At 70.0% G+C, this 20,240-nt stretch carries 19 protein-coding genes; 9 read left to right on the top strand and 10 right to left on the bottom strand.

What is annotated here, in order from left to right; genetic code table 11:
• Positions 1 to 5 precede the first annotated feature (5 nt).
• Complete coding sequence (locus Q8L83_RS05685; protein WP_305285307.1) at positions 6 to 542, bottom strand: 2'-5' RNA ligase family protein; 537 nt, start codon at positions 540 to 542, stop codon at positions 6 to 8.
• Positions 543 to 693: 151 nt separating this feature from the next.
• Here Q8L83_RS05685 and Q8L83_RS05690 point away from each other — a divergent pair, with 151 nt between their 5' ends.
• Complete coding sequence (locus tag Q8L83_RS05690; protein ID WP_305285308.1) at positions 694 to 2,223, top strand: MFS transporter; 1,530 nt, start codon at positions 694 to 696, stop codon at positions 2,221 to 2,223.
• A gap of 64 nt (positions 2,224 to 2,287) precedes the next feature.
• Here Q8L83_RS05690 and Q8L83_RS05695 read toward each other — a convergent pair whose 3' ends face one another.
• On the bottom strand, positions 2,288 to 2,875 hold the full coding sequence (locus tag Q8L83_RS05695) for a fasciclin domain-containing protein (protein ID WP_305285309.1): 588 nt from the start codon (positions 2,873 to 2,875) through the stop codon (positions 2,288 to 2,290).
• A gap of 192 nt (positions 2,876 to 3,067) precedes the next feature.
• Between Q8L83_RS05695 and Q8L83_RS05700 the strand changes: the two genes are divergently transcribed.
• The 4 genes from Q8L83_RS05700 (at position 3,068) to Q8L83_RS05715 (ending at position 6,629) form a co-directional block, all read left to right on the top strand.
• The gene (locus Q8L83_RS05700) at positions 3,068 to 4,060 is read left to right on the top strand and encodes an ATP-binding cassette domain-containing protein (RefSeq protein ID WP_305285310.1); all 993 of its coding nucleotides are present in this window, start codon (positions 3,068 to 3,070) and stop codon (positions 4,058 to 4,060) included.
• Between the two features lie 8 nt (positions 4,061 to 4,068).
• A complete protein-coding gene (locus Q8L83_RS05705; protein WP_305285311.1) occupies positions 4,069 to 4,902 on the top strand; it encodes a hypothetical protein in 834 nt (277 codons plus the stop codon).
• A gap of 6 nt (positions 4,903 to 4,908) precedes the next feature.
• A complete protein-coding gene (locus Q8L83_RS05710; RefSeq protein WP_305285312.1) occupies positions 4,909 to 5,712 on the top strand; it encodes an ABC transporter permease in 804 nt (267 codons plus the stop codon).
• A 107-nt stretch (positions 5,713 to 5,819) separates the two neighbouring features.
• Positions 5,820 to 6,629, top strand: coding sequence for an SIMPL domain-containing protein (locus Q8L83_RS05715; RefSeq protein ID WP_305285313.1), 810 nt, complete (start codon positions 5,820 to 5,822; stop codon positions 6,627 to 6,629).
• 19 nt (positions 6,630 to 6,648) lie between these two features.
• Here Q8L83_RS05715 and Q8L83_RS05720 read toward each other — a convergent pair whose 3' ends face one another.
• Positions 6,649 to 7,653 carry a nitronate monooxygenase family protein gene (locus tag Q8L83_RS05720; protein ID WP_305285315.1) on the bottom strand — a complete coding sequence of 335 codons (1,005 nt, stop codon included), beginning with the start codon at positions 7,651 to 7,653 and terminating at the stop codon, positions 6,649 to 6,651.
• 175 nt (positions 7,654 to 7,828) lie between these two features.
• Here Q8L83_RS05720 and Q8L83_RS05725 point away from each other — a divergent pair, with 175 nt between their 5' ends.
• Together Q8L83_RS05725 and scpA are read left to right on the top strand one after the other, a co-directional pair.
• The gene (locus Q8L83_RS05725; protein ID WP_305285316.1) at positions 7,829 to 9,274 is read left to right on the top strand and encodes a methylmalonyl-CoA mutase family protein; all 1,446 of its coding nucleotides are present in this window, start codon (positions 7,829 to 7,831) and stop codon (positions 9,272 to 9,274) included.
• Complete coding sequence (gene scpA, locus Q8L83_RS05730) at positions 9,271 to 11,433, top strand: methylmalonyl-CoA mutase (protein ID WP_305285317.1); 2,163 nt, start codon at positions 9,271 to 9,273, stop codon at positions 11,431 to 11,433. Before Q8L83_RS05725 ends, scpA begins: the two co-directional genes overlap by 4 nt.
• Positions 11,434 to 11,485: 52 nt before the next feature.
• On the opposite strand, the gene Q8L83_RS05735 is transcribed toward scpA, so the two are convergent.
• Both Q8L83_RS05735 and Q8L83_RS05740 read right to left on the bottom strand, forming a co-directional pair.
• Entirely contained in the window at positions 11,486 to 12,757 is a 1,272-nt protein-coding gene (locus tag Q8L83_RS05735; protein ID WP_305285318.1) for a SulP family inorganic anion transporter, read from the bottom strand.
• A 105-nt stretch (positions 12,758 to 12,862) separates the two neighbouring features.
• Positions 12,863 to 13,285 carry a DUF4112 domain-containing protein gene (locus tag Q8L83_RS05740; RefSeq protein ID WP_305285319.1) on the bottom strand — a complete coding sequence of 141 codons (423 nt, stop codon included), beginning with the start codon at positions 13,283 to 13,285 and terminating at the stop codon, positions 12,863 to 12,865.
• A 189-nt stretch (positions 13,286 to 13,474) separates the two neighbouring features.
• Between Q8L83_RS05740 and Q8L83_RS05745 the strand changes: the two genes are divergently transcribed.
• Both Q8L83_RS05745 and mazF read left to right on the top strand, forming a co-directional pair.
• Positions 13,475 to 13,717 carry an AbrB/MazE/SpoVT family DNA-binding domain-containing protein gene (locus Q8L83_RS05745; RefSeq protein ID WP_305285320.1) on the top strand — a complete coding sequence of 81 codons (243 nt, stop codon included), beginning with the start codon at positions 13,475 to 13,477 and terminating at the stop codon, positions 13,715 to 13,717.
• Positions 13,714 to 14,046, top strand: coding sequence for an endoribonuclease MazF (mazF, locus tag Q8L83_RS05750; RefSeq protein ID WP_305285321.1), 333 nt, complete (start codon positions 13,714 to 13,716; stop codon positions 14,044 to 14,046). The genes Q8L83_RS05745 and mazF overlap by 4 nt, the downstream gene beginning before the upstream one ends.
• Before the next feature lie 37 nt (positions 14,047 to 14,083).
• Here the strand turns inward: mazF and Q8L83_RS05755 are convergent, their stop codons facing one another.
• From Q8L83_RS05755 to Q8L83_RS05775, 5 genes are all read right to left on the bottom strand, one after another.
• A complete protein-coding gene (locus Q8L83_RS05755; RefSeq protein ID WP_305285322.1) occupies positions 14,084 to 16,807 on the bottom strand; it encodes a polar localization protein TipN in 2,724 nt (907 codons plus the stop codon).
• A 160-nt stretch (positions 16,808 to 16,967) separates the two neighbouring features.
• Positions 16,968 to 17,231: a hypothetical protein gene (locus Q8L83_RS05760; protein WP_305285323.1), complete on the bottom strand. Its 264-nt coding sequence runs from the start codon at positions 17,229 to 17,231 to the stop codon at positions 16,968 to 16,970.
• 118 nt (positions 17,232 to 17,349) lie between these two features.
• The gene (locus tag Q8L83_RS05765; RefSeq protein ID WP_305285324.1) at positions 17,350 to 18,000 is read right to left on the bottom strand and encodes a beta/gamma crystallin-related protein; all 651 of its coding nucleotides are present in this window, start codon (positions 17,998 to 18,000) and stop codon (positions 17,350 to 17,352) included.
• Positions 18,001 to 18,066: 66 nt separating this feature from the next.
• Positions 18,067 to 18,633 (bottom strand): methylated-DNA--[protein]-cysteine S-methyltransferase, encoded by a 567-nt coding sequence (locus Q8L83_RS05770; RefSeq protein ID WP_305285326.1) that lies wholly within the window; start codon positions 18,631 to 18,633, stop codon positions 18,067 to 18,069.
• Positions 18,614 to 20,131, bottom strand: a complete 1,518-nt coding sequence (locus Q8L83_RS05775) for a DNA-3-methyladenine glycosylase 2 family protein (protein WP_305285327.1) — start codon at positions 20,129 to 20,131, stop codon at positions 18,614 to 18,616. The genes Q8L83_RS05770 and Q8L83_RS05775 overlap by 20 nt, the downstream gene beginning before the upstream one ends.
• Between the last annotated feature and the right edge of the window lie 109 nt (positions 20,132 to 20,240).

Genomic DNA, 20,240 nt, shown 5'->3' on the forward strand with positions numbered 1-20,240 from the left:
ACCCCTCAGGTGAGTGAGACGGCTTGGCCTCCGCCCGCGAACCTCACCTTCGCCACCGGCGCCCACGGGCCGCCCAGATAGCGCCAGACCAGCAGGCCCTCGGCCGTGATATCGAAGGGCTCGAACGCCAGCTGCAGCCGCTCGCACAGGACGCGGGCCTCGGCTGGGTCAGCCTTGTTCTGGATGGTGATGTGCGGTCGAAAGGGCGCGCGGTCCTGTGGCGTCAGCCAGGACGCGAAGGCCTGCGCCAGTTCAGCGCGCAGGGCCTCCAGTTCCGCCGAGGCGATCCGATAGGCCACCCCGCGGCCGATGAACCAGGGTCCTCGCACCGCCAGGGTGATGGGCGCGCGCCGCGCGCAGGCCGCCTTCAGCGTCTCGGCGATGAAGGGCTCCTGATCCCCCGGCAGGGCGTGGAACAGGGTCAGGTGGGCGGGAGCCACGTTGCGGTGTTTCGGAAAGTGCGCCCGCCGCAGGTCGTCGAACCAGTCGAAGGCGCCCGCGTCCAGGGCCGCGGTGACGATCAGGGGCGGGCCGCCGCTCATCTTTCGCTCCCCATTCAAGGCCGCCTCATCCTTTCTGCTCTAGCCTCGGGTATGCTCACCGGCCAGTTGACCTTTGGGTCAGGCTCGGGCTTGCTCCCGTGATTGAGATGCGCCGATCCATTTTAAGAGCGTGCTCGGGGAGGATTTGAAATTGGCCCAGAATTCATCGGGCGTCAGCGAGCGGCTGCCGTTCAAGACCAAGCTGGCCTTCGGGGTCGGGAGCGGCGCGGAGTCCATCGCGCTGTTCTCCGTCGGCTCCTACGCCATGCTCTACTACAATCAGGTGCTGGGCCTGGAGGCGCACCTGGCGGGCCTCGCCATCTCCGCCAGCCTGTTCCTTGACGGCATTTCCGACCCCCTGGTGGGCTCGCTCTCGGACCGCACCAAGTCGCGCTGGGGCCGGCGCCACATCTATATGTTCTTCGCCCCCATCCCCATCGTGCTGTCCCTGTGGGCGGTGTTCAATCCGCCCGATGGTCTGGGGACCTGGGCCCTGTTCTCCTGGTTCGCCGTGACCGTAGTCATGCTGCGCCAGTCGATGACCTTCTATCATACGCCACACCTGGCCTTGGGCAGCGAGCTCAGTCGCGACTACACCGAGCGCTCCAAGGTGATGTCCTACAACAGCTTCTTCACCTGGGCGGGGGCCGCAGCCACCACCTGGATCGCGCTCAGCTACTTCTTCCAGGCGACACCGGAATACCCCCGCGGCCTGCTCAACCCCGAGCCCTACGGCCCGTTCTCGTTCATCATGGGCGCCATCGCCCTGGTGCTCCTGGCGGCGTCGGCCTGGTTCACCCGCGACCGCATCCCCTATCTGCCCAAGCCGCCGGAAAACCTGCCGAAATACAGCCCCTTCGAGTTCTTCAAGGACCTGGGCAAGGCGTTCAACAACGTCAACTATGTCTGGCTGCTGGTGGCCTACTTCTTCCTCAGCATGATGATCGGCCTGCGCGGCGGGCTTCACCTCTATACCAACACCTACTATTGGGGCCTGGGGTCGGAGCAGATCCGCTTCTTCGTCATCGGCTCGTTCGCCGGCTATCTGTCGGCCTTCCTGTTCGCCGCCATGCTGCACGGGCGGTTCGACAAGAAGGCGACCATCATCGTCTCGGCCATCGTCTACGCCCTGGCCCCGTCCGTGCCGATCCTGATGGGTTTCGCCGGCATGCTGACGACTGAGACGCCGAACCTGCTGGCCATCCTCATCGCCTTCTCGGTGCTGAGCTACGGGGCGGCCAGCGTGCTGTCGATCAGCATCATGTCGGCCCTCGCCGACATTGCCGACGAGAACGAGCTGAAGTTCGGCCTGAGGCAGGAGGGCGTGCTCTATTCGACCCGCGCCCTGTTCGCCAAGGTCGATCAGGCCATCGGCGCGGCCCTGGCGGGCTTCGTCCTGACCCTGATCTCCTTCCCCGTCCGCGCCCAGGTCGGTGAAGTGCCAGCCCAGGTGATCTGGGATCTGGCCCTTTGGGACGGCGTCCTGGCGGGTATTCCGGGCTTCATCGCGGTCTTCTTCTACGCCCGCTACAAGATCACCCGGGCCTCCTATGAAGAGACGAAGGCCGCCCTGGCCGCCCGTCGCGCGGAGACCGCCGCGCCCCAGGCCATGGCCGCTTCAGCCGCGGTGGACGTGCCCGAACCGCTGATCCCGCCGGTCGCCCCGCGGCCCGCCGAATAGCGGCCATGCAAAAGGCCCCCGCCTCGCGGCGGGGGCCTTCCGTCGTCCGTCGATCGCGTGGGGCCTATTCGGCCGGCATCAGCACGGTGTCGACCACGTGGATCACGCCATTGGACTGGTCGAGATCGGTGGCCGTGACCATGGCCGTCCCGCCGCGGGCGTCGGTCAGCTGGACGGCGCCGTTGACGACCGTGGCGGTCAGCGTGTCGCCCTCGACCGTGGTCAGGGTGGCCGTGCCGCCGCCGGCTTCGATGGCGGACATCAGGTCGGCGGCCATCATCTCGCCGGCCACCACATGATAGGTCAGGACCGAGGTCAGCATGTCCTTCGAGGCGGGCTGCAGAAGCGTATCCACCGTACCGGCCGGCAGCTTTTCAAAGGCGGCGTTGGTCGGCGCGAAGACCGTGAACGGGCCCGGGCCCGACAGGGTCTCGACGAGGCCCGCAGTTTCGATGGCGGTCACCAGGGTGGTGTGGTCAGGAGACGCCTGGGCGCCGGCGACGATATTGGTCTCCATGGCCGCGGGTTCAGCCGTGGCCATCGGCGCGGCGTCGGTCGCCGCGGGTTCTTCGGGCTGCGAACAGGCGGCCAGGGCGAAGGCCATGGCGATGGCGGAAGCGCCGGCAAGAATGCGGATTTTCGGATCAGTCATAGCTAGTCCCTCGTAGTCAGCGCGGCCGCGATCGGCGCGACGGCTAAGGTGAATACGCGCCAGCCGCCTTCACGGATGCGTCATCGCCACTTTCTTTTCGCGTTTGGCGTGTGGCGAAGCTGCGCCATTGCAACGGACGGGCCGCCCCTCTAGGGTCCGCGTCCTTCTCATTTTCATCACGGGCGCTCGCCCATGCCACAGATCCTCGTCGAGGACCTGGCCAAGACTTATCGCGTCGCCGAACGCGATCCCGGCCTCATGGGCGCGGTCAAGGGTCTGGTCCATCGCCGCCACCGCACGGTCGAAGCCCTGCGGGACGTCTCCTTTTCCCTGGAGGCGGGCGAACTGCTGGGCTTCATCGGTCCCAACGGGGCCGGCAAGTCCACCACCATCAAGATCCTGTCGGGCATCCTGAAGCCCGACGCCGGGGTCGTGCAGGTGAACGGCCGGGTCCCCTTCACCGACCGCATCGCCCATGTGTCGAAGATCGGCGTGGTGTTCGGCCAGCGCACCCAGCTCTGGTGGGACCTGCCGGTCTCCGAAGGCTTCGACCTGCTGGCCGACATCTATCGCGTCGAGCCTGCCCGCTACCGCGCCAACCGCGACGAGCTGGTGGCCCTGCTGCGCCTGGAGCGAGTGCTGGACCAGCCGGTGCGCCAGCTGTCGCTCGGTCAGCGGATGCGCGCCGAGATCGCCGCGGCCCTGCTGCACGAGCCCGACATCCTGTTCCTGGACGAGCCGACCATCGGCCTGGACGCCCCGTCCAAGCTCGCCGTCCGAGATGTGGTTCGCCGCCTGAACCGCGAGCGCGGCGTCACCGTCCTGCTCACCACCCACGACATGCACGACATCGAGGCCCTGGCCGAGCGGGTCATCGTCATCGGCCATGGCCAGGTCCTGGCCGACAGCCCGTTCGAGACCCTGCGGGCCAATGTCCTGGCCGAGCGACGCCTGGTGGTCGACTTCGCCCATGAGGCGCCCGACCTCAACATGCCCGGCGTCGAGGTGCGCAGCCGCAGGGGCCAGACCCTGGAGCTCGCCTTCGATCCGGCCCGGACCCCGACGCCCACCCTGATCGCCGCCCTCGCCGCGGCCCACGAGGTGGTCGACATCCATGTGGGGGAACCGGCCATCGAAGAGGTCATCGCCCGCTTCTACGACCTGCACGGCGCGAGCGAGGGCTGAGGCGCGCCATGGACGCCGCCCGCCCCTATCTGGCCGCCTTTTCCAGCCGCTTCCTGCTGATGCTGCAGTACCGGGCGGCCGCCATCGCCGGCTTCGCCACCCAGTGCTGGTGGGGCGCGATCAAGGTGATGATCCTGGCCGCCTTCTTCGCCGCCTCGCCCGGCGCGGCCGAGGCCTCTCCCATCAGCCTGGCCCAGGCGATCACCTATATCTGGATGGTCCAGGCCCTGCTGGCGCTCACCCCCTGGGGCTCCGATCCGGAGGTCGCCCAGGCCGTCCGCACAGGGTCGGTGGCCTATGACCGTCTTCGTCCGGTGGACACCTACTGGCTGTGGTACGTGCGTGGCGGCGCCTGGATGGTCTCCCGCGCCGCGCCGCGGGCCGCCCTGATGCTGCTCGCCGCGGGCCTCGCCCTGCCCCTGCTGGGCCTGGAGGCCTGGGCGTGGGGCCCGCCCGCCGGCCTTGCTGCGGCGGGCTTCTTCACCGTCAGTCTTGGGCTCGCCGTCGCCCTCTCCTCGGCCCTGCTGATGATCGTCAATATCGTGGTCGCCGCCACGCTGACGGACCGAGGGGCTGTGGTGCTCTACAATCCCCTGGTCATCGTCTTCTCGGGCAACCTCCTGCCGCTCGCCCTCTATCCCGACTGGGCGCAGACGGCCCTGCTCATGCAACCCTTCGCCGGCATGCTGGATATTCCCCTGCGCCTCTATATGGGCCAGCTCGCCGGCGCCTGGGCCTGGGCAGGCCTTGGCCTGCAGGTCTTCTGGGTCCTGGCGCTGATCCTGGTGGGCCGTGCGGCGCTGGCCCGCGTCATGGCCCGCCTCGAAGTGCAGGGAGGCTGAAGCGCCATGAACAGCCTCGCCCTGCTCGGCCGCTACTACGCCGCCTCCATGCGCGCCCAGCTGCAGTATCCCGGCTCGGCCATCATGCTGGGGATCGGCGCCTTCGCCACCACCATCATCGACATGCTGGCCGTCTGGGCCCTGTTCGACCGCTTCGGCCAGGTCCAGGGCTGGCGGCTCGGCGACATCGCCGTCTTCTACGGGGTGATCTCGATCAGCTTCGCCCTGGCCGATTTCGTCAGCCGCGGCTTCGACGTCTTCGGCTCGGAGTTCGTCAAGACCGGCGCCTTCGATCGGGTGCTGCTGCGGCCGCGCTCGCCCACCCTGCAACTGATCGGCTACGAGTTCCGCCTCAGCCGCTTTGGCCGCATGGCCCAGGCCGTCCTGGTGCTTAGCCTTGGTGCCTGGGCCGTGGGTCTCGATTGGACGCCGGACAAGATCGCCCTGCTGGCCTGGACCGTGGCCGGCGGGGCGGCGCTCTTCGTCGGCCTGATGATCCTCCAGGCCAGCCTCGCCTTCTGGACCACCGAAAGCCTGGAGGTGTTCAACGTGCTCACCTATGGCGGCGTCCAGGCTGGCCAGTTCCCGCTCAGCCTCTATGCCGGCTGGTTCCGCAACCTGCTGATCTTCATCGTGCCCATTGGCGCCGTGGCCTACTACCCCGTCCTCGCCCTGCTGGATCAGCCCGACCCCCTGGGCGCCCCGGACTGGTGGCTGCCTGCCGCGCCGGCCATGGGCTTCCTCTTCCTGGCCGCATCCTTCCTCGCCTGGCGCGCCGGCGTCGCCCGCTACACCTCGACAGGAAGTTGAGCTCTCCCACCTCCCGTCATTCCAGTCCTCGCCGGGAATCCCTCTCGAAGCTCGGGCGGCTTCCAAACTGAGGCGGCCGGTTTACGCTAGGTCGCAGGAGGATTCCCATGACAGCTATCGCCCGCGCCACCCCCCTCGCCGCCGCCCTGATCGCCGCCCTCATCGCCTCGGGCGCGGCGGCCCAGACGCCCGAGCCCATCCGCGCGATTGCGACGGATACGCCCATCGTCAACATCACCGCCGAGGGCCGTTCCAACCGCGCGCCGGACCTCGCCCTGTTCAACGCCGGCGTCGTGGCCCAGGCCAAGACCGCCGCCGAAGCCATGAGCGCCAACAACGTCCGCATGGACGCCGTGGTCGCCGCCCTGCGCCGCGCGGGCGTCGCTGAACGAGACATCCAGACCTCGGCGCTCACCCTGCAGCCGCAGTATCACTACCCTCAGCCTGTGCGCAGCCAGGACGGGACGACCGAGGTGATGGCGCCCCAGGCCCCCAGCATCATCGGCTATGAAGCCCGCAACACCGTCACCGTGAAGCTGCGGCGCATCGCCGACATGGGTCGCCTGATGGACGCCATGGTGAGCGCCGGCGCCAATCAGGTGGACGGCCCCCATTTCAGCGTCGAACAGCCCGACGCCGCCGCCGACGAGGCTCGCGCCGACGCCCTGCAGAAGGCCCGCGCCCGGGCCGATCTCTATGCCCGCCAGGCCGGCTTCCGCACGGCCCGGCTTCTGACCATCAGCGAGGGCGGCGGCTATTACCCGATGCAGCGCGACCTCCAGTCGATCGTGGTGACCGGCCAGAGCTATGGCGGGGCCATGCCTGCGCCCCCGCCCCCGCCCCCGATGGCCCCGGTGCAACCCGGCGAGGTCTCGGTGGGCGTCAGCCTCTCGGTGCAGTTCGCCCTGGAGCGCTGAGCGCCCTTGGCGGCGGGGCTTACTCCGCCGCCATCAGCACCCGGCCGGCGGTGAACGAGGTCTTCTCGGCGAGCGACGCCTTGGCCGCCTCGTATTCTTCGGCCAGCTTGGCCACCAGTTCGCCGGCGCCGAGGATTTCCTCGACTGCGCCGATGCCCTGGCCGCAGCCCCAGATGTCCTTCCAGGCCTTGGCCTTGGTGTTGCCGCCCGAGCCGAAGTTCATCTTCGACGGATCGGCTTCCGGCAGGTTATCGGGGTCGAGGCCTGCGGCCAGGATCGAGGGCCGCAGATAGTTGCCGTGCACGCCGGTGAACAGGTTCGAATAGACGATGTCCTCGCCCGAACTCTCGACGATCATGTCCTTATAGCCCTGGGCCGCATTGGCCTCCTTCGTCGCGATGAAGGCCGAGCCGATATAGGCCAGGTCCGCGCCCATGGCCTGGGCGCCCAGGATGGCCGCCCCATTGGCGATGGCGCCGGAGAGCGCGATCGGCCCGTCGAACCAGGTCCGCAGCTCCTGGATCAGGGCGAAGGGCGACAGCGCCCCGGCGTGGCCACCAGCGCCGGCCGCCACGGGGATCAGGCCGTCGGCGCCCTTCTCCACCGCCTTGCGGGCGAAACGGTCGTTGATGATGTCGTGCATGACGATGCCGCCATAGGCGTGCACCGCCTGGTTCACATCCTCCCGCGCGCCCAGCGAGGTGATGATGATCGGGACCTTGTACTTGGCCGCCATCTCCACATCGTGCTCCAGCCGGTCGTTGGTCTTGTGCACGATCTGGTTCACCGCGAACGGCGCAGAGGGAAGGTCCGGGTTCTTGGCGTCCCAGGCCGCCAGTTCCTCGGTGATCTGGGCCAGCCATTCGTCCAGCTGGCTCGCCGGCCGGGCGTTCAGGGCCGGGAACGAGCCAACAATGCCGGCCTTGCACTGGGCGACCACCAGGTCCGGGTTCGAGATGATGAACAGGGGCGAGGCGATGGCCGGCAGGCGCAGGCGGTCACGGAGAATGGGCGGCAGGGCCATGGGACGTTTCCTTGATCGGCAGATGTTCTGATTTACGATGTAAGCGAAAACCCGCCTCGCGCGCAAGACGCCTCGCCGATGCCCCCACGGCAGGCGGCCCCCGGCGAAAATCTGCCCCTGGGCGCCGTGGCGGCGCCCTTGACGCTCACCGCGCCCCCGGCTCATCACAGAGGGGATGGTCCAGATCGCTTCCCCCGCCGTGGAATTTCCGCAGGCCAGCGCCGAAGACTGGCGCGCCCTCGTCCTCAAGACCCTGGGCGACAAGCCGCCCGAAAGCCTGACCACCACCACGGCCGAGGGCCTGACCATCACGCCCCTTTATGGGCCGATGGACGCCCAGCCCGTCCCCACCCGGCCCTTCGATCCCGAGCGCGCCTGGGACCTGCAGGGCGTCACCCGCCATCCCGCCCCCGCGCGGGCCAATGCTGACATCCTCGCCGATCTCGAAGGCGGCGCGGCCTCGGCGCTGGTGGCCCTCGACCCGCAGGGAAAGACCGGCTGCGCCGTCGGATCGGCCGAAGACCTCGCCCTCGTCCTCGACGGCGTCATCCTCGAACTGGCGCCGGTGGCTCTGGACGCGGGCTTCCTCGGGATCGTCGCCGCCGACTGGCTGAGCAGCGTCGCCAAGGCCGCGCCGGCCGCTCAGCTCCTGTTCCATCTCGATCCGCTCAGCGCCTTCGCCGCCGCGGGCCAGAGCCCCGGCCCCATCGAGGCCCACCTCTTCGCCGCCGCAGGCGCGGCCGCCCGCCACGCCCAGACCTATCCCCAGGCCCAGCTCTTCCTCGCCTCCGGCGCCGTCATCCACGAGGCCGGCGGCGGCGAGGCCTGCGAGATCGCCTTTGCGGCCGCCAGCGCGCTGGCCTACGCCAAGGCCATGGTCCGGTCCGGCATGAGCATGGAGCAGGCCTTCGGCGCCATCACACTCGGGCTCACCGCCGAGGCCGACTACTTCCTGACCATCGCCAAGCTGCGCGCCGCCCGGCTGGTCTGGGCGCGGCTTGTGGGCGCCTGTGGCCTGGATATTCCCGCACGGATCGAGGCCAGATCCTCCCGCCGCATGCTCACCCGCCGCGATCCCTGGACCAATATGCTCAGACTGACCTCGGCGGGCTTCGGCGCGGCCGTCGGCGGAGCCGACGCCGTGGTCCTGGGCGCCTTCACCGACGCCATCGGCCTGCCCTCGGCCCTGGCCCGCCGGCAGAGCCGCAACACCCAGCTGGTGCTGATGGAAGAGGCCCATATCGGCCGCGTCGCCGATCCCGCCGCCGGCTCGGGCTATGTGGAATCCCTCACCGACCAGATCGCCCGCGCCGCCTGGTCGGCCTTCCAAGTCACTCAAGGCCTGGGGGGCGTCATCTCGGCGCTCACCGCTGGCCACATCGCCGCCGAGGTGGAGACCACCTGTGCGGCCCGCGCCGATCTCGGCCAGCCAGCCATCGTCGGCGTCACCGCCTTCCCGCCGGCCAAGGACGAACCCGTCGAGATCGACACCCCGGCGCCCCGCAGCGTCCAGGCGCCCTCGCCCCGCCTGCCCGGCCCAGACGGCCGCTGCCCGCCGCTGGCCCCGCTACGCCTCTCCGAACCCTTCGAAACCCCCAGCGTCATGGGGACCGCCCAATGAGCGCCTTCCCCGACTATACCGAAGTCCCCTTCGACGCAGATCGCCCGGCCGCGACGGTCCTGACGGCCGAACCCTGGGCCACGCCGGAAGGGATCGACGTCGCCCCCGCCTATGGACCGGCCGACATCGAAGGCCTGAGCGGCCTGGACGGCTACCCCGGCCTCGCGCCCTTCCTGCGTGGCCCCTACCCGACCATGTACGCCACCAATCCGTGGACCATCCGCCAGTATGCGGGCTTCTCCACGGCCGAGGACTCCAACGCCTTCTATCGCCGCAACCTGGCGGCCGGTCAGAAGGGGCTGTCGGTGGCCTTCGACCTCGCCACGCACCGGGGCTACGATTCCGACCATCCGCGGGTGGCCGGCGATGTGGGCATGGCCGGCGTCGCCATCGATTCCATCCTCGACATGCGCACCCTGTTCGACGGCATTCCCCTCGACCAAATGAGCGTGTCCATGACCATGAACGGCGCGGTGCTGCCGATCCTGGCGCTCTATATCGTGGCCGCCGAGGAACAGGGCGTGCCGGCCGCCAAGCTCTCGGGCACCATCCAGAACGACATCCTCAAGGAGTTCCTGGTCCGCAACACCTACATCTATCCGCCAGCGCCTTCGATGCGGATCATTTCCGACATCTTTTCATATACTTCAACGGAGATGCCGAGGTTCAACTCGATCTCCATCTCCGGCTATCACATCCAGGAGGCCGGGGCGACGCTAGACCTGGAGCTGGCCTACACCCTGGCTGACGGCATCGAATATGTCCGAGCCGGCGTCGCCGCCGGCATGAGCGTCGACAAGTTCGCCCCGCGCCTCTCCTTCTTCTGGAACGCGGGCATGAACGCCTTCATGGAGATCGCCAAGCAGCGGGCCGGCCGCCTGCTCTGGGCCGAGCTCATGCAGGCGGAGTTCGCCCCCAAGGACTCCCGCTCGCTCTCGCTGCGCGCCCACACCCAGACCAGCGGCTGGAGCCTGGCGGCCCAGGACGTCTACAACAATGTCGCGCGCACCTGCGTCGAGGCCATGGCGGCCACGGGCGGCCAGACCCAGAGCCTGCACACCAACTCCCTGGACGAAGCCCTTGCCCTGCCGACGGATTTCTCCGCCCGCATCGCGCGCAACACCCAGCTCTTCCTGCAGCTGGAAAGCGGCCAGACCCGGGTCATCGACCCCTGGGGCGGCTCCTACTATGTGGAGCGCCTGACCGCCGACCTCGCCGCCCGCGCCCGCACCCATATCGCCGAGGTCGAGGCCCTGGGCGGCATGGCCAAGGCCATCGAGGACGGCCTGCCCAAGCGCCGCATCGAGGAGGCCAGCGCCCGCACCCAGGCCCGCATCGACTCCGGCCGCCAGAGCGTCGTGGGCGTCAACCGCTACCGCTCGTCCGACCTCGACGAGATTCCGGTGCTCAAGGTCGATAACTCCGCCGTCCGCCAGCGCCAGCTCGAGAAGCTGGCCCGCCTGAAGGCCGACCGCGATCCCGCCGCCGTCGAGAAGGCCCTCGACGCGCTCACCGCCGGCGCGGCCGGGACCGGCAACCTGCTGGCCCTGTCGGTGGAGGCCGCCCGGGCCAAGGCCACGGTGGGCGAGATCAGCTACGCCCTGGAAAAGGTCTTCGACCGCCACAAGGCCAAGGCCGATGCGGTCAAGGGCGTCTATCTGCGCGAGTCCGGCGAGACCCCGGCCGCCCTGAAGGCCAAGGCCATGGTCGGCGCGTTCGCCTCCGCCGACGGCCGCAAGCCCCGGGTGCTGATCGCCAAGATGGGCCAGGACGGCCACGACCGCGGCCAGAAGGTGATCGCCTCGGGCTTCGCCGACCTCGGCTTCGAGGTGGAGATCGGCGACCTCTTCCAGACCCCGGCCGAGGCCGCGGCGCTGGCCGTCGAGCGCCAGGTCCATGTGGTGGGCGCCAGTTCGCTGGCCGCCGGCCACCTGACCCTGGTGCCCGAGCTCAAGGCCGAACTCGCCCGCCTGGGCCGCCCCGACATCCTGGTTGTGGTCGGCGGCGTCATCCCGCCGGAGGACTTCGCCGCCCTGACCGACATGGGCGTCGCCGCCATCTTCCCGCCCGGCACGGTGGTCCCCGAATGCGCCATCGAGGTGCTGGACCGCCTCAACGAAGAACTCGGCTACGCCCAGCTGGACGCCGTCCGCGGCTGATCTCTGGAGAGCCCAGCCTTGGGCTAAGAGCGATCATCCGCCCAAAAATGGGCTAGACCTTCCAGCGTCGCAGCAGCGCGATCCCAGCGGCCAGGGCGCAGCCGGCGGCGATGCCGGCGATCAGGTCGTGGGCCAGGGTCAGGGCGAGCGTCACCGCCATCACCGCTGCGCCTCCGCGGTTCTCCCGCATCAGGTGGGCGATCTCGGCCTTCTCCACCATGTTCCAGGCCACCACCGCCAGCAGGCCCGCCAGGGCGGCCAGCGGCACATAGGCCGCCAGCGGGGCTGCAATCTGCATGAAGGCCAGCAGATAGAGGCTGTGCAGCATGCCGGCCACTGGCGTCCGGGCGCCGGCCCGGACATTGGTCGCCGTCCTGGCGATCGTGCCGGTCACCGGCATGCCGCCGAACAGGGCCGCGCCGGAATTGGCGATCCCCTGGGCGATCAGCTCCATGTTCGAGCGATGCCGACGCCCCGTCATGCCGTCGGCCACCACCGCCGACAGCAGGCTCTCGATCGCGCCCAGCAGGGTGAAGGCCGCCGCCGCCGGCAGGACGGCCAGCACCTTGGTCCAGGACAGGTCCGGCAGGTGGGGCATGGGCAGCCGGTTGGGGATGCCGCCAAACTTCGAGCCGATGGTCTCCACCGGCAGGCTGAGCGCCACGGCGGCGGCCGAAGCCAGGCTGACGGCGATCAGCAGGGCTGGCCAGGCTGGCCGCCAGCGGCGGATCGCCACGATCAGGCCGATCACCCCGAACGCCAGGGCCGCCGCCGGCGCGCTGACGCTGGGCAGGGCGTGGGCCAGGGCAGCCACCTTGGGTCCGAACTCGGCGGGTTCGCCGCCCGCCAGGGTCAGGCCCAGCAGGTCGCGCACCTGGCTGACCAGGATGATCACCGCGATGCCGGCGGTGAAGCCTACCGTCACCGCCGGCGGGATCAGTCGGATCAGATTACCCAGGCGCAACAGGCCGCCGGCCGCCAGCATCAGCCCCGACAGGAAGGTCGCCAGGATCAGCCCCTCGATCCCGTGCAGATGCACCGTGCCGGCCACCAGAACGATGAAGGCCCCGGCCGGTCCGCCGATCTGGAAGCGGCTGCCCCCCAGCATCGAGACCAGGAAGCCGCCGACGATGGCCGTATAGAGCCCGCGCTCAGGTCCCACGCCCGCGGCGATGGCGATGGCCATGGACAGCGGCAGGGCGACAATCGCCACGGTCAGGCCAGCCACCGCGTCGGCCCTCAGGTCGCCCAGGCCATAGCCCGCCCGCAGCAGGGTCGCGAGCTTGGGCAGGTAGAGGTTCGAGGCCTTGGCGGCGTCGGTCATAGGGGCTTGGGCGTTGCGGGCTTCGGATGTTGGAGTGCCGCGATCATCATGGGGCGGAACGGCAGTGTCGCTGATCTGGCGCAAGTCGGCCAATCAGACCTGATGTCAGACCTTTACGGCCCGCCGGCTGGCGCGGGCCTTGCGCTTCCGGTCCCAGCTCGCCGGCAGGGCCGAGGGGCCGTGGCGAGCCTCGATGTCCTTCTGCAGCGCCTTGGCCGCCATCAGGTGGCCGGGAAACAGGGTGTCCACCGTCCAGCCAATGAAGGGCACGGTCGAGGACGCGGAGTCAAAGGCCAGATAGGCGGTCATCCGGCCCAGGGTCATGATCGAGGCGCCGGCGCGAAATCCGGCGGCCACCAGCAACGCCCCGGCGCCCACGCTGTAGACCGTGCCGGCCACGGGCGCCCAGGCGAGGATGCCGTCGAGCCCCAGGCCAAACGGCCCGACTCCCACCAGCCGGTCGGAGAGCCGCTTGATCCGTTCCGCCGCCCGCCAGGCTTGGTGGGCCTTTTCCTGGGTCGTCGCCATGGGCTCCCTAACGTTGAAGGCCGGCCGAAAGCTCCACCCTGGCGGATGAAGGCTGGAATGCGCCTCTAGCCAAGAAAGACCACGCGTCGCCGTTCCTGGCCATCCTTGATGCGTGTCGCGCGGAGCGGATCCTTTACAGGGCCAGACGGGTCAACTATGTATCACAGATGTCGATACAGGAAGCTCGCCATGCGTGTTCAGGTCAAGAAGTGGGGCAATAGCGCCTCGGTTCGCATCCCAGCCTCCGTCATGGCGGCCGCGTCCCTGCGCATCGATCAGGCCGTCGATGTGCGGGAGGAGGATGGCCGGGTCATCATAGAGCCGGTGGCCGCGCCCAGCTACGATCTGGACGATCTCTTGGCGAAGATGACGCCTGACACCTTTCCCGAGGAAATCGACTTCGGCCAGCCTGTGGGGGACGAGGCGTGGTGAGCCGCTATGTTCCCGATCGCGGGGACATCGTCTGGCTCCAATTCGACCCGCAGGCTGGGCATGAGCAGGCCGGTCATCGCCCGGCGCTCGTGCTGTCGCCCGCCCGCTACAACCAGACCAGGGGCATGATGATCTGCTGCCCCCTGACGTCGCGTATCAAGGGCTATCCCTTCGAGGTGCTGGTAAGCGAGGAGCCGCCGAGCGCGGTGCTGGCCGACCAGATCAAGAGCCTCGACTGGCGAGCGCGAAAGGCCACCCACAAGGGAAAGGCGTCCCCGGCTGTTCTGGCCGACGTCCAGGCCAAGATCGGCGCCTTGATCGGGCGATGACGCAGCAGGGACGAAGGCTTGTCCCTCGCCCGCCCCCTCACATCATGTCGCCCGCCGCAGCGTCGAGCAGGAGGAAGACCCGGCCGGCGTCCGAGGCCAGCAGGGTGGCGACCATGAAGCCCTCATGGTCCCGGGCCACCGCCTCCTCCAGCATGCCGCGATAGCGCCGCACATAGTCGCTGGCCTCGCCCTTCAGGGCGTCGTCGGTGAACAGGCGCCGCGTCAGGCGGCGCGTGGCCGCCGGCGCCAGGCGTCGGACCACCTGGCGGGCGCCCTCGGCGTCGCCGGTCTGAACCGCAGCCCCGATCTCCTCGATCCGCGTCCGGGGCAACAGCGCCGACGGATCGATGCCCATATCGACGATGTCGGCCAGAAGCTGAGCCTCGCGGCGCTCGTCGGACGGCCGGGGCGGCGGCTCGTCGATCGCGGCCAGCAGATCCTTCCAGGTCAGGCCATCGCCCTCGTCGCTCTCGGCCTGGGGCGCAGGCGGTCCGCCGGCCGACTCGAACAGGTTGGAGAATTCCTCGTCCGTCGCCGTCGGCGTCAGGCGAAGGCGGGGGCGCAGGCCGGCCTCCTCGGCGGTCTGACGGCGGGGCTCGCGGCCCTGCCGCGGGGCCGGCTCGTTCAGCTCCAGCGGCTCCTCGGCGCGCGGCGGCGCATGCGCGGATGTGGACGCGGACGGGCGCGGACGCTCTTCCCGCACGAACGGCCGACGCTCCCGGATCGGCGGCAGGCCAGAGCCCAGACCCGCGCCTGGGGCGAGGCCCGCGCTGGCGGAGCTGGCCACCGAGCCCATGAGACGCACAGCCTCGCTCAGCATTTCGTAGTTGCGGCTGACCCGGTCCTGGAAGGCCGCGTCGATGGCCTGGGTCTCCTCGGCCGTCCGCCGGGCCTGGGCCATCAGATCATCGATGCTCTCGCCCACCGCCTGGCGGACATCTTCCGCCTGGCGTCTGGCGCTGGCCGGAATGTCGGCGGCCCGGGCGTCGAGGTCGGCCATCAGGGCCTGGAGTTCGTTCAGGGTCTGGCGGGCGGCCGCAGCGCCGGCCTCCAGCTTGCGCGCGGTCTGGGCGCCGGCCTCTTCCACCAGGCTGGCCGACTGCTCGATCAGCGCGCGGGCCTCTTCCAGGCGGCCTTCGAAGACCTGATCGGCCTTCTGACCGGCGGCGAAGGCGGCCTCGGACAGATGGTCCACCTGCTGGCGGGCGGCCTCGGCGTGGCGGGCGGCGGCCAGGCGGGTTTCCTCGGCCGCATCCGACAGGGCGGCAATGGCCTGGCGGGTCTGGGCCTCCAGTTGCGACCGCTCGGCCGAAGCCGTGTCCGACAGGCTTTTCCACGATTGGCGGATGCTCTCGCCGAAGGCGTCGCGCTCGCCCTGGGCGGCGTCGGCCAGATCGCCGAACTGGTCGGCGGCCTGGGCCACCAGTTCACGCAGCATCTGGGCGCCCTTGATGGCCCGGTCGCCCATCTCCACGGCCGAGATCCGCGCTTCGGACAGATATTCGGCGAGCTTGGCGGTGTGGGTTTCGGCCTCGGCGGCGAAGGATTCCTGGTCGGCCCGCAAGCCATGGGCCACGGCCACGAGGGCGGCACGCTGCTCCGACAGGCCCACCTCGGCGGCGCCCACCTGATCGGCGACGCCGGCGCCGGCGCTTTCCAGGCGGGCGATGTGGCGGGTCAGGTCTTCGCCGACGATGCGGGCGACATCACTGGTTTCGCCGGCCGCGGCGGCCAGGTCGGCGGCTCGGGCGGCCAGGGAGGCCTCGGCCTCACGTAGCTGGGTCTCGGCCAGGTCGGAGGCTTCGGCGACCATGCGCGCCTGGCTGGTGATGGCGTCCATCACGGCGGTGGACTGGGCGTCCAGCCGGCCGGCCAGGGTGGTCATCTCCGTCCTCTCGTGGGACAGGGCGCGGGTCAGGTTCTCCGCCGTGCGGGCCGAGGCCTGGGCCGCATTGACCAGCTGTTCGGTTTCCGCCGCCAGGGCCGCGCGCAGAGCCGCCAGGGTTTCGCGGGCGTCATGGGCCGCCTCGCCGGCTCGGACGATCTCCTCGCGGACATTCTGCACGACCTCGCCGGCGCGACCGGCGGCGACCATAGCCGGCGAGACCAGCTCGTCGGCCAGGCGCTGCGTGCGGCGGGCCTCCAGGGCCAGCTTCTGCCCCTGCCGCAGAGCGTAGGCGACGACCCAGACCAGCACCGCCGGCGCCAGGGCCAGCAGCCCGAAGACCCCAAGCGCGAAGACGTCGTTCTGGAAGGGCACCACGTCCCCGCGATAGCCCCAGGCATAGGCGATCGGCGCCAGGGCCCAGAGGGCGGATATGGCGGCCGCGCCGGCATAGATCGGCCAGGCCGGCGGCATCCCGCCTGGGCCGGCTTCGCCGCCGGCGGACGCCATCAGGGCGCCGCTCCCGGCGCGGGTGGGGCTGCGGTCGCTGGTCCTGGCCAGATCGCCGCTCGACGCCGGCTCGGTCAGACGGAAGGGTTCTTCGGTGGAGATGTCCTGCGCCTCGGGCTCAATCGTATCGCGCGCGGCCTCGGCCGCCGGGCCGCGCGGCGCGCTGTAGGCGGGGGCTGGTTCATAGGCCGACGGCGTCACGGGTCGATGGACGATCTCGATCTCCACGGCGTCCGGGGCGTCCGTCAGGTCCAGATCGTGGTCGGGATCGGCGTCGGGCGCATCGGACTCCAGGCGCTGAGCCGGGTCCGGCTCTGTCAGGCTTTGGAAATCCAGCGGTTGATGACGCCGGTTCTTGATCTTCATCTGCGGCCCGTTACTGGCGGCCAACACGCCCCGCGCGCGTCGGGCGCTCGTCAGCTGGCCCGCGCCCCAAGTTGCAAGGATTATCGTCGAACGGTGCGCGCGCAAAGCGCCATGCGGCGAATTTGCGCCGTCACCGGCATATTTCGAGCCTGAGGCGGCCTTATGCCGCGCTGACGCCAGCCGTCCGGCGCAGACAGGACCCCTCGGAGACCTTTGCGGCGACGGCGCCTGCCTTCAGCGGCGCGCCCAGGGGCGTGGCGTTTGGATTGTCCACAGACCGGGCCGGCGTCGAGCGGGCCACCTTGCGCGCCGCAGCGACCGGGCGCTCAGGCTGATGCGGTTCGATGGTCACGCCGAAGTGCGAATAGGCCACCGCCGAGGAATGCACGACCACGGCGGCGACAAGTTCGGTCAAGGTTTGCATCGGATCTCTCCCGTCTCCGATACGAGTCTGCGAACGGGGTTATCGGCGAAGCGCCACCGCTCGGCAACCGGGCGTCACATGAAGTTTCGTTCATGTGACGCCCGCTCAGGTCGCCGGCTCAGTAGCGGCGGCAGACCAGGTCGCGCATGACGCTGGTGGGGCCGGTATAGCGCCCCTCCCCGTCAATGGCCTGCTGGGCCCGCTGACTGGAGTCGTAATAGGCCGACGCTCCCAGGCCCTGGGAGCGGCAGAAGGCGTTGGCCGAGGCCGAGCTGGCCGCGATGTCGTAGCCTTCCATCGTCGGATACGGGAAGAACACGCTGCGGGTGCCTTCATACGGCCGGTACTGACCAGGCCCGCTCCAGGATCCCCCTGGCCCCCAGGAATTGCCGCCGCCGGGGGGCCGGTAGCCGCCACCGCCGCCACCACCGCCGCCGGCATAGCCCTGCAGCGAGGTGATCCGCTCGGCCATGCCCAGGCGGTTCAGATCCGGGACGTCGCCGTTGACGTCCTGGCACCGGCCCCGGAAATCGGAATCCTCGCAGATGCGCCAGCGGCCCTGGAACCGGGCGCTGAGCGCCTTGTCGTTCCAGTCCCGCGGCAGATTGGTCGCCAGGCCATAGATGGTGGTCTGCCGGCCCTGGAAATTGGGTTGATCATAAAGGATCGCCGAAGGCTGACGGCCCCCGCCGCCGCCATAGGGTTGGGCCATGGCCGCCCCCGCGCCCAGAGTGGCGATGGCCGCCACCGTTGCCAGTATGGTCTTCATCCTGCGTCTTCCCCTGTCGTCCCTCACCCCTGAACCTAGACCGGGCTTGGCCAGCGCGAAAGCGGCTTAGCGGGCGTCGGAAAACAGGTCGGGCGCCGGCGCCCGGAAGGTCGCGCCCTCGTGGGTCAGCAGCCACTGTTTGCGGTCCAGACCGCCGCCATATCCGGTCAGGGCGCCGCTGGCGCCGATCACCCGGTGACAGGGCGCCACAAGGCCGACGGGATTGGATCCGTTGGCCAGACCGACGGCCCGCACCGCCTTGGGCGCCCCCACATGGGCGGCGAGCTGGCCATAGGTCCAGGTCTGGCCGGCGGGGATCTCGCACAGCGCCCGCCAGACCGCCTGTTGGAAGGCCGTGCCGCCCGTGGCCCAGGGCACGGTGGACAGGGCGCTGATCTCACCGTCGAAATAGGCCGCGAAAGGCTGCGCCAACGAGGCTGGCGGCGGCGCCTCGGCCACGCCAACGGCGGCGGCCGCCCCATAGTGCCGGGTGAGCAGGCGGACCATGCGGGCCTCGTGACTTTCCCAGTCGAAGGCCCGCAGCACGCCCTCGCCGTCGAAGACGATGCGGGCAGGCCCCAGGGGGGTGGGAATATCGGCCTGGAAGAGGCGTTCAGGCGGCGTTCTGGTCATGGCGGAGTTCTTTTCGGACAGGTTTGGGCTTGGCGGGGGTCATCCCCTCCGAGGCCCAGAGATGCAGGGCGGCGTAGGCCCGCCAGGGACGCCAGGCCTCGGCGCGAGCGGCGAGTTGCTGGGCGGTGGGGCGCACCCCGTCGGGGCCGGTCAGGGCGCGCATCAGGCCGATGTCGCCGTGGGGGAAGGCGTCGGGCTCACGCATCTGGCGAAGCGCGATGTACTGCGCCGTCCACTCCCCGATGCCGGGCAGGGCCTTCAGCCGCGCCACCGCCTCTTCCAGCGAGCCCCGAGGCGTAAAGAGCTGCGGATCGGCGGCCGCTGCAGCGGCCAGCCCCACCAGGGCGCGCGCCCGGGCCTGAGGCATGGGAAGACTGGCCGGATCGACCCGCGCCAGCGCCTCGGCGTTGGGAAACAGGTGTGTCAGGCCGGGCGACGCCAGGGTCGCCGGCAGCGGCTCCCCGTGCTCGGCCGCCAGCCGGCCGGCGATGTTGCGGGCGCCGACCACCGTGATCTGCTGGCCGAGCACCGCGCGCACCGCCAGTTCGAAGCCATCCCAGGCGCCCGGCGCCCTCAGGCCCGGCCGCTGCGCCACCAGGGGCGCCAGGGCGGGATCGCGAGACAGATGGGCGTTCACCAGGGCCGGATCGGCGCCCAGGTCGAACACGCGGCGCACCCGGGCGATCACCTGCGGCAGGGCCTGCAGCCGGGGGAACTGCGCCCCGACCTCCAGGGTCTCGCCGGGGCCAAGGACTATGCTCACCCGCCCGACATCGCCGCCGATCCGCAAGGTCCGCTCATAGCGCCCCTGGTCCACCCGCTCGACGCCGGGAACCGCGCGCAGGGCCAGAAAGTCCAGCATGGCGTCCCAGTCGTAGGGCGCCCGATAGGCCAGGCGCAGGGTGACGGTCCCGCCACCCGCTCCGCTGACCTCGGGCCGCCGGGCCCGGCGCAGATCCCCCGGGGGGCGGGCGAACAGTTGCTGGAAGGTTTCGTTGAACCGCCGCACGCTGCCGAAGCCCGCCGCCAGCGCCACCTCGCCCATGGGCAGGGCCGTGTCGTGGATCAGCTGCTTGGCCAGCAGCACCCGCCGGGTCTGGGCCACCGCCACCGGGGAAGCGCCCAGGTGGGTCTTGAACAACCGGCGGAGCTGACGGCCGCCGACCCCCAACCGGTCGCCCAGGGCTTCGACATCGCCCTCGTCCAGGGCGCCGTCTTCGATCAGGGCCAGGGCGCGGGCCACCGTGTTCGAACTACCCCGCCAGGAGCCGAGGTCGGGGGACGTCTCCGGCCGGCAGCGCAGGCAGGGGCGAAAGCCCGCCTCCTGGGCGGCGGCGGCCGAGGGATAAAAGCTCACATTGCGTCGAAGGGGCGTGCGCGCCGGACAGATCGGCCGGCAATAGACCCCGGTGGAACGCACGCCCACGAAGATCTTCCCGTCCAGGCGGGCGTCGCGCATCGAAAAGGCGCGGTAGCAGGCGTCATCATCCAGATCCATGACCGCGAGCATCGCGCCGACGCCACCCCCTGTCTCGCGGTTTTCGGACATGACGTCTGGCAAGATGGCGGTTTTCGGCCGTCGTTCATGCCACGCCGGCTTGGGCGAA

Source organism: Phenylobacterium sp. (assembly GCF_030680185.1).
Classification (GTDB): domain Bacteria; phylum Pseudomonadota; class Alphaproteobacteria; order Caulobacterales; family Caulobacteraceae; genus Phenylobacterium.

Excerpts from the sequence above, each read along its gene's own strand:
- Q8L83_RS05700 (WP_305285310.1), top strand. The coding sequence starts at position 3,068 with ATGCCACAGATCCTCGTCGAGGACCTGGCCAAGACTTATCGCGTCGCC.
- scpA (WP_305285317.1), top strand. The coding sequence starts at position 9,271 with ATGAGCGCCTTCCCCGACTATACCGAAGTCCCCTTCGACGCAGATCGC.
- Q8L83_RS05685 (WP_305285307.1), bottom strand. The coding sequence starts at position 542 with ATGAGCGGCGGCCCGCCCCTGATCGTCACCGCGGCCCTGGACGCGGGC.
- Q8L83_RS05745 (WP_305285320.1), top strand. The coding sequence starts at position 13,475 with ATGCGTGTTCAGGTCAAGAAGTGGGGCAATAGCGCCTCGGTTCGCATC.
- Q8L83_RS05775 (WP_305285327.1), bottom strand. The coding sequence starts at position 20,131 with ATGGATCTGGATGATGACGCCTGCTACCGCGCCTTTTCGATGCGCGAC.
- Q8L83_RS05710 (WP_305285312.1), top strand. The coding sequence starts at position 4,909 with ATGAACAGCCTCGCCCTGCTCGGCCGCTACTACGCCGCCTCCATGCGC.
- Q8L83_RS05755 (WP_305285322.1), bottom strand. The coding sequence starts at position 16,807 with ATGAAGATCAAGAACCGGCGTCATCAACCGCTGGATTTCCAAAGCCTG.
- Q8L83_RS05765 (WP_305285324.1), bottom strand. The coding sequence starts at position 18,000 with ATGAAGACCATACTGGCAACGGTGGCGGCCATCGCCACTCTGGGCGCG.
- Q8L83_RS05725 (WP_305285316.1), top strand. The coding sequence starts at position 7,829 with ATGGTCCAGATCGCTTCCCCCGCCGTGGAATTTCCGCAGGCCAGCGCC.
- Q8L83_RS05740 (WP_305285319.1), bottom strand. The coding sequence starts at position 13,285 with ATGGCGACGACCCAGGAAAAGGCCCACCAAGCCTGGCGGGCGGCGGAA.
- Q8L83_RS05695 (WP_305285309.1), bottom strand. The coding sequence starts at position 2,875 with ATGACTGATCCGAAAATCCGCATTCTTGCCGGCGCTTCCGCCATCGCC.
- Q8L83_RS05735 (WP_305285318.1), bottom strand. The coding sequence starts at position 12,757 with ATGACCGACGCCGCCAAGGCCTCGAACCTCTACCTGCCCAAGCTCGCG.
- Q8L83_RS05760 (WP_305285323.1), bottom strand. The coding sequence starts at position 17,231 with ATGCAAACCTTGACCGAACTTGTCGCCGCCGTGGTCGTGCATTCCTCG.
- Q8L83_RS05715 (WP_305285313.1), top strand. The coding sequence starts at position 5,820 with ATGACAGCTATCGCCCGCGCCACCCCCCTCGCCGCCGCCCTGATCGCC.
- Q8L83_RS05705 (WP_305285311.1), top strand. The coding sequence starts at position 4,069 with ATGGACGCCGCCCGCCCCTATCTGGCCGCCTTTTCCAGCCGCTTCCTG.
- Q8L83_RS05720 (WP_305285315.1), bottom strand. The coding sequence starts at position 7,653 with ATGGCCCTGCCGCCCATTCTCCGTGACCGCCTGCGCCTGCCGGCCATC.
- Q8L83_RS05770 (WP_305285326.1), bottom strand. The coding sequence starts at position 18,633 with ATGACCAGAACGCCGCCTGAACGCCTCTTCCAGGCCGATATTCCCACC.